Origin of the sequence: Maricaulis sp. (assembly GCF_039978735.1) — a bacterium.
GTDB lineage: Bacteria > Pseudomonadota > Alphaproteobacteria > Caulobacterales > Maricaulaceae > Maricaulis.
Genome location: NZ_JBDWAS010000052.1, coordinates 172,924 through 179,696, shown reverse-complemented (window position 1 = coordinate 179,696; position 6,773 = coordinate 172,924). Strand labels below are relative to the sequence as shown.

4 protein-coding genes are annotated in these 6,773 nt (G+C 64.2%); all 4 read right to left on the bottom strand.

Features of this window, described 5'->3' with window-relative positions:
- Window positions 1-37 precede the first annotated feature (37 nt).
- The 4 genes from ABJO18_RS16035 to ABJO18_RS16020 all read right to left on the bottom strand — a co-directional run bounded on the left by ABJO18_RS16035 (window position 38) and on the right by ABJO18_RS16020 (window position 6,773).
- Complete coding sequence (locus tag ABJO18_RS16035) at window positions 38-2,953, bottom strand: TonB-dependent receptor (RefSeq protein ID WP_348508552.1); 2,916 nt, start codon at window positions 2,951-2,953, stop codon at window positions 38-40.
- 166 nt (window positions 2,954-3,119) lie between these two features.
- Window positions 3,120-4,433 (bottom strand): MFS transporter, encoded by a 1,314-nt coding sequence (locus ABJO18_RS16030; RefSeq protein WP_348508551.1) that lies wholly within the window; start codon window positions 4,431-4,433, stop codon window positions 3,120-3,122.
- Window positions 4,430-5,545, bottom strand: coding sequence for an acyl-CoA dehydrogenase family protein (locus tag ABJO18_RS16025; protein ID WP_348516008.1), 1,116 nt, complete (start codon window positions 5,543-5,545; stop codon window positions 4,430-4,432). The genes ABJO18_RS16030 and ABJO18_RS16025 overlap by 4 nt, the downstream gene beginning before the upstream one ends.
- 19 nt (window positions 5,546-5,564) lie before the next feature.
- Window positions 5,565-6,773 (bottom strand): acyl-CoA dehydrogenase family protein, encoded by a 1,209-nt coding sequence (locus ABJO18_RS16020; protein ID WP_348516007.1) that lies wholly within the window; start codon window positions 6,771-6,773, stop codon window positions 5,565-5,567.

Genomic DNA, 6,773 nt, shown 5'->3' with positions numbered 1-6,773 from the left:
ACGCCCGGGCCCTTCTTCTTGTCCGGGCAGGCAACACCTAGAACTCGGTATTGACCCCCACGCGGAAGACCCGGCCAAGCGGATTGCCGGTGAACGGATCGTAATTGTAGTCCAGCCGCGCGAAGCTGGGATCTTCATCCGTGATGTTCAACGCGGTGAACGACAGGGTCGTCGCCTCGCCGAAATTGTAGATCAGGTTGAAGTCCGTCGTGACCTGGCTGTCGATCGTCGCACCCTGCATCAGCACCGGCGCACCGGGGATGTTGGCATTGGGCGCGAACGGACCCGTGCCGCTGTCGGCACGCTGGTCGCGATAGCTGTCGATATAGTTCATCGTCAGCCGCGCATCGAAATTGCCGTAGGTGTATTCGACAAATCCGCGCGCCTTCCATTCCGGCACCGGATAGGCAGTGGTCTGGAAGTTCAGGTAGCCGACACCGTCGAACCCGTCCTGAACAACAATGCCCTCGACCGTTTCCTCACCCAGCTCGTTGCCGAGCATGTAGGTGGCCGTGACGCCGGCATTGAGCTGGCCGCCCAGCACATCGCCAAAGTCGTAATTGACGATGAAGTCGACACCGGAACTGGTCAGGTCGCCACCATTCACCCAGCCGGTCCGCACCCGGGAAATATTCCCGACAGCACACGTACCGGCGCCGGGCACACCGCCGCCATCATTGAACTGGAAGCGCTCACGCAAGGCCGTGAATGCCGCATCCGTGCAGTTTGCGGGATCGGCGAACATGGTCGCCACCATGCCGGAAAGCGGCTCGGTGGTGATCGTATCCTCGATCTCGTAGCGGAAGTAGTCGATGCTGGCGGTAAAGGCGCCCGTATCGATCAGCAGACCGATCGAGTAGTTCGTCGCGGTCTCCGGCGACAACGCCGGATTGCCGTAGACATCGACCGGGCGGAAGCTGTTCGCGATCACCTGCAGCGATGTCACATTCCGGTCGGACAATTGCTGCGCCGGCGGGCCGCGGAACGTCGTACCGGCCGAACCCCGCAGGGCGAAGGTGTCGGTGATCTGCCAGCGCGCCGTGATCTTGGGATCGAAGGTCGATCCGGTTTCCCCGCCATAATCCTCGAAGCGGGCCGCCAGCTGGACGTTGAAGTCGTCCGTCACCGGCAGCTGCAGCTCGCCGAAGAAGGCATAGACATCATTGTCCGCCTGCGAGTCGGCATTCGATCCGAGGAAGGCCAGCGCCCCGTTCTGCTGAGCACAGGATGTCGACCCGGTGACCGGCGTATCGCGGCAGGGATTCACCGCGATATTGTTGTTGGCACCATAGGTCGCCGCAAAGTCGTTCTTGCGGTACTGCGCTCCGGCCCCGAAGAGCACCGGCCCGCCGGCCAGCTCCCAGCCGGTATCGCCGGACAGGGTGAAGTCGGCCACGAAAAGCTCGGTCTCCAGGAAGCTGGTCGACTGGACGAAGAACCAGTTGATCAGCTCGGGCGTGTTGGGATTGGCGCCGCTCACCTGATTGCCAAACGGGTTGAGCCACAGACAGCCGCCCGTACCGGGCGCCGAGGTCGTCGGATCGCAATTCGGACCACCGAAGCCGCGCAGCGCGAGCTGCACGCGGTCACCGAAGGAGTCGTATCCGTCGAAATAGCGCTCGAACTTGTGATAAGTGACCGACGCCTGAAACTGCAGCGAGTCCGAGATCTGCCCGGTCAGGCCGGACGAGATGCGGAAACTCTCATTCTCGCGGCGCCCGGTAGACGCACCCAGATCGTCCGGATTGCCGATAAAGGCCGGGTTACCGCCCGCCAGCAGCGGCCGGAACAGAAGGGTCGGGAAAAGGGCCGCAACAGTGCCCGCAGGAACGATGCCCGGATTGTTGGTCACCATCTCGATGAAACCCGGATTGTTCCCCGGAACGATAAAGCCGCTGGGCGAACCGCCGACCTCGGGAATCGCGGACGGCGCCTGGGTGAGCAGGTACATCGGCGAGGTCCGGTAGTGCGGGATCTCGTCATTGCCGTAGAGCAGGCTGATGTCCCAGTCGAGGCCTTCGGCGATCTCGACATCGAGCTGACCGTAGAGCTGGTAGCGATCCTCTTCCTCAACGAGGGCGTCGAAGCCGGTATATTGCGTCCGGCACCAGCCGGCCGCGGTGACATAGCCGCCCTGGGCCGCACATTGCGGGTCGGCGCGAAGCCCGCCGATCGGCGCAACACCGACCCCCGGGATCACACCCAGAGGCAGGAAGGTTGCGGGGTTGCCGCCACCGGTCCAGCCGCCTTCAGGATTTCTTTCGAAGTCCATGACAGCGAAGTCGCGATCGACCGCAAGCAGTTCGTCGCGATGCTGATAACCGGCTGCCAGCAGGATGCTGTAACTATCGCCCTGCCGCCCCCAGCTGCCGTGCACGGTGTAGTCGCCCGAACTGCCGTCGATGAAGGTGTAGTCCCCGCCGGCCCGGAAGCCGTCCTGATCAGAACGCGTGATGAAGTTCACCACGCCGCCGATGGCGTCCGACCCGTAGATCGCCGCCGCACCGTCCTTCAGGATCTCGATCCGGCCGATGGCCGCCTGCGGCAGCAGGTTGATGTCGACGAAGGGAACCCCCGTCCCCGCCGGCACCAGGCGCCGGTTGTTGAGCAGGACCAGCGTACGCTGCGGGCTGAGGCCGCGCAGGTTTACCGATGCCATGCCCTCGGTCGCCTGCGACCGGCTGTCGAACTGGTTCGTGTCGCCGATAACGCCGCTGGAAACCGGCAGCGCCTTGAGCAGCTCGACCGGCGAGGGATTGCCCAGCCGCGCGAGTTCTTCCGACGAGAGAACATCCACCGGCAGGGCGGCGTTCTCGGGTGTCCCCTGGATAACGGAACCTGTGACGATGATGACATCGTCGTCCTGACGCCCCTGGGCGTCATCTTGCGCCAATGCCGCAGAGCCAAGCCCCGCAGTCAACGCAAGGGCTGTCAGCGCGCTGCTTGCACGCATGAGACCCTTCACAGTCATAATCTCCTCCCAGACTGAGCGGCTGCTTATGATTTTTTACATACCGCGCATTCGATTAGAGCAATGAGATTTGACGCCGTCAAGAAAGATACATCGATATAGCTAGTTATTATTGGATATTCGAGTTGCCGCTTCCGTAAACGTCAACTTATTTCAGATGACGCGGTTCGCGTACTCCCAACACGAGAATGCAAAGCGCTATTGCCAGGCAAACCATCGACAGGACAAAGACGGGAGCCAGCCCGAGCGTCGCCGCGATCACTCCGCCCACGAGTGGGCCAACGGTCGCAACCGAGGTCTCTGCCGTCGTCGACAGGGCCAGGCGCATGGGAATGTCGTCACGGTGGCCGAATTCGAGCACGAGCGTCGTCACGCTCATCATGTTTCCGGACATAGCTGCCCCCAGACCGAAGAAGGCGAGCAGGAATTGCCAGGGCGCCACCGCCGTGATCATCGCGCCCAGCGACACCAGCCAGACAATCAGCGTGCCGATAAAGGTGATCCGGAAGCCGTAGCGGTCCCCCATCGTGCCCCAGATCAGATTCGTTGCCGTGTCGGCGCCGAGGAAGGCCAGCGAAAACAGTCCGATCGCAGCCCCGTCCACCTCCATCTGCCGGCCCGCATGGATGATACAGAAGGGGATGGCGATCCGGCCCATGGTCGCGAAGACCAGGGAGAGGAGGAAGTTCCGGTAGTCCCGGTCGGCCAGCAGCACCGGGAATTCCCGGATACGGTCGATCATGCCCATCTGGGTCTTCACGGTCGGACTGCTGGGCTCCCGCATGAATAGCCAGAGTGCGGCCAGGCCTGCACTCGTCAGCAGGAAGGCGACCATGAAAGTGGTCGCATAGCCATTGCCGAACACATTCGGGTCGATGAGATACACCCCGGCCCACCAGGACAGCCCCGCCGCGATCGCCCCGCCGGCGAGGTTGCGCCAGGCCTGCAACCGTCCGCGCAGGCGGATCGGGATCACCTTGGCCAGCACGACCTGGAAAGCGACCCGCTGGGAGCCCAGGAAGAAGCCGAACAGGAAGAGGAAGAGGAAGGTCGCCAGCAGCAGGACATGCCCGGTCAGGAACCAGCCGGCGAGCGCCAGCCCCAGCAGCTGCAGGCGCATCAGCACGCCGATTGTCATTGCCGCCGGCATGACATGGCGGCGATGCTCGATCTGCGCCGCGCCCATGACCGGCGAGGCGATCGCCCCGGCCTGGATCAGCGCCTGGCCCAGCCCGACCATGAAGGGCGAACCGGTCAGCATGTGCAGATAGGCCGGCACAAAGGTAGGCGCGAAGATCAGGCGGAAGCCCGTCATGCCCAGCATGCCGTGCGTGAAATGCGCGACGTAGTTCCGCTTCAGATTGCCTTCGACAAACCGGTCATAGGCACGCTCCCGCCCCGCGCCGCCATCCGCACGCACGCGGTTGGCCGCCGGGGCAGGACTGTCGGGTTCGCCGCTCAATACCCGGCCAGGCGCGCAAAGCGCTCCCGGTGGAAGGCGGCATTGCCCCAGGCGTTCTCGAGGATGCGGGCCCGTTTGATGTAAAAGCCGGCATGATGTTCGTCAGTCATGCCGATCCCGCCATGCAGCTGGATCATCTCGCGCGAAACCAGATGCAGCGTGTCGCACGCCGTCGCCTTGGCCAGCGAAACCTTGGCGGCAATGTCGTCGCGGTCCGCATCGATCGCCTCGAGCGCGCCCTCGACGGCCGAGCGCATCAGCTCGATCTGGGTGAATTGGTGCGCCATGCGGTGCTGCAGCGCCTGGAAGCGCGACAGGATCTCGCCGAACTGTTCGCGGGTTTTCAGATAGGCCAGCGTGTCGTCGAAGGCCTGCACCGCAAGGCCCAGCATCTCCGCCGCGACACCCGCCCGGGCCCGGTCGAGCACCTGATCGAGCAAAGCCGCGCCGTCTTCCGGCCCGATCAGCGCATCGCTGTCCAGTTTGACGGCATCGAAGTCCACTTCGGCATGGCTGCGGGCGTCGACCATATTGCGCGAAGCGCGGCTCACACCCTCGGCATCGGCCGGCACCAGGAAGAGGCCGATACCGCTGCCGGTCTGCGCCGCAACGACGAACAGGTGCGCGCCATCCCCCTCCGCGACAAACTTCTTGGTGCCGCTCAGCGTCCAGCCATCGCCGGATTTCTCGACTTTCGTGGCGATCTTCGACGGGTCGTGGCGCGGGCCCTCGTCTACCGCAAGCGCCGCAATGACATCGCCCGACGCGATCTTCGGCAGCCAGGCCTGTTTCTGCGCCTCGCTTCCGGCCAGCAGGAGCGCACTTGTCGCCGCCAGCGCCGTCGTGCCCAGCGGGCTCGCGGTCAGCGTCCGGCCGGTTTCCTCCAGCACGAGGCCGAGGCTGAGATAGCCGAAATCCGACCCGCCATAGGCTTCCGGAATGATCACCCCGGCCCAGCCCATCTCGGCCTGGGCCGCAAAGACTTTCGGATCAAAGCCGATCGCTTCGCCCGCGTCGCGCACCTTGCGGAAAGCGCTCACCGGCGATTGCTCATTGGCCCAGTCGCGCGCCATGTCGCGCAGCATGCTCTGTTCTTCGTTCAGGACGGCCATGTCGTTCTCTCCCCTCCGCCTACTGGTGATCCAGCATCCCGAGGATGCGCTTGGCGATCACATTGTTCTGGATCTCGGTGGTGCCACCATAGATCGACACGGCCTTGCCCCACAGCCAGCCACGCGTGGCGCCCAGCTCGGCCGGGTTGAAGCCCTCACCGGACCAGCCCAGCCCGTTCATGCCCATGATCTCCAGCGTCAGCTCGGCGCGTTCCTGGGTGATGCGGGCGCCGACATTCTTCAGGATGGACGAGCCCAGCGAGATATTGCCGCTCTTGGATTCCAGCATCACGCGCCGCGCCGTCGCCTTGAAGGCCTGCGCCTCCATCTCGTGACGCACGATGCGCATGCGCAGATCGGCATCGGCGATCCGGCCCTCAGCATCGGTGCCGACATAATACTTGGCAATGTCGGACAGGGACGGGCCCTGCCCCCGGCCCAGGCTGCCGCCGCCTGACAGATTGGTGCGCTCATGCTGGAGCAGGCGCTTGCCGATCGTCCAGCCATTGCCGAGCGCGCCGACCAGATTCTCCTTGGGCACTTTCACATCGGTGAAGAAGGTCTCGCAGAAGGGCGAGGTGCCGGAGATCATCCGGATCGGCTTCACCTCGACACCCGGCGACTTCATGTCGAGCAGGATGAAGGAGATGCCCTCATGCTTCTTCGAGGTGTCGGTGCGCACCAGGGCAAAGCACCAGTCAGCCCATTGACCGCCGGACGTCCAGGTTTTCTGGCCATTGATCAGCCAGTGATCGCCCTTGTCCTCGCACTTGGTCTGCAGGCTGGCGAGGTCGGAGCCGGCGCCGGGCTCGGAATAGCCCTGACACCAGCGGATCTCGCCGCGGCAGATCGGCGGGATATGCCGCTGCTTCTGCTCCTCGGAAGCGAACTCCAGCAGGGTCGGCCCGAGCATCATCACGCCCATGCCGCCGATCGGGTTCCACGCCCCGATCTTGCCCATCTCTTCCTGCAGCACCCGCGCTTCGGGATAGCTCAGCCCGCCGCCGCCATACTCTTTCGGCCAGGTCGGTGTGCCCCAGCCCTTCTCGCCCATCGCCCTCTTCCAGGCGACGGCCTCCGGGTCGGGATCGGACCCGCCCTCGACAGTGGCGAGCACGTTTTCCTTGCCCACCAGGGATTTGGGGAAATGCTCCGCCAGCCAGCCGGCGGCTTCCTTGCGGAAAGCCTCCAGGGCATCGGCGGGATTGGTCAGTTCTGCAGTGGCCAT

Coding starts and splice junctions, on each gene's coding strand:
- ABJO18_RS16035 (WP_348508552.1), bottom strand. CDS start 2,953: ATGCGTGCAAGCAGCGCGCTGACAGCCCTTGCGTTGACTGCGGGGCTT.
- ABJO18_RS16025 (WP_348516008.1), bottom strand. CDS start 5,545: ATGGCCGTCCTGAACGAAGAACAGAGCATGCTGCGCGACATGGCGCGC.
- ABJO18_RS16020 (WP_348516007.1), bottom strand. CDS start 6,773: ATGGCCACTGCAGAACTGACCAATCCCGCCGATGCCCTGGAGGCTTTC.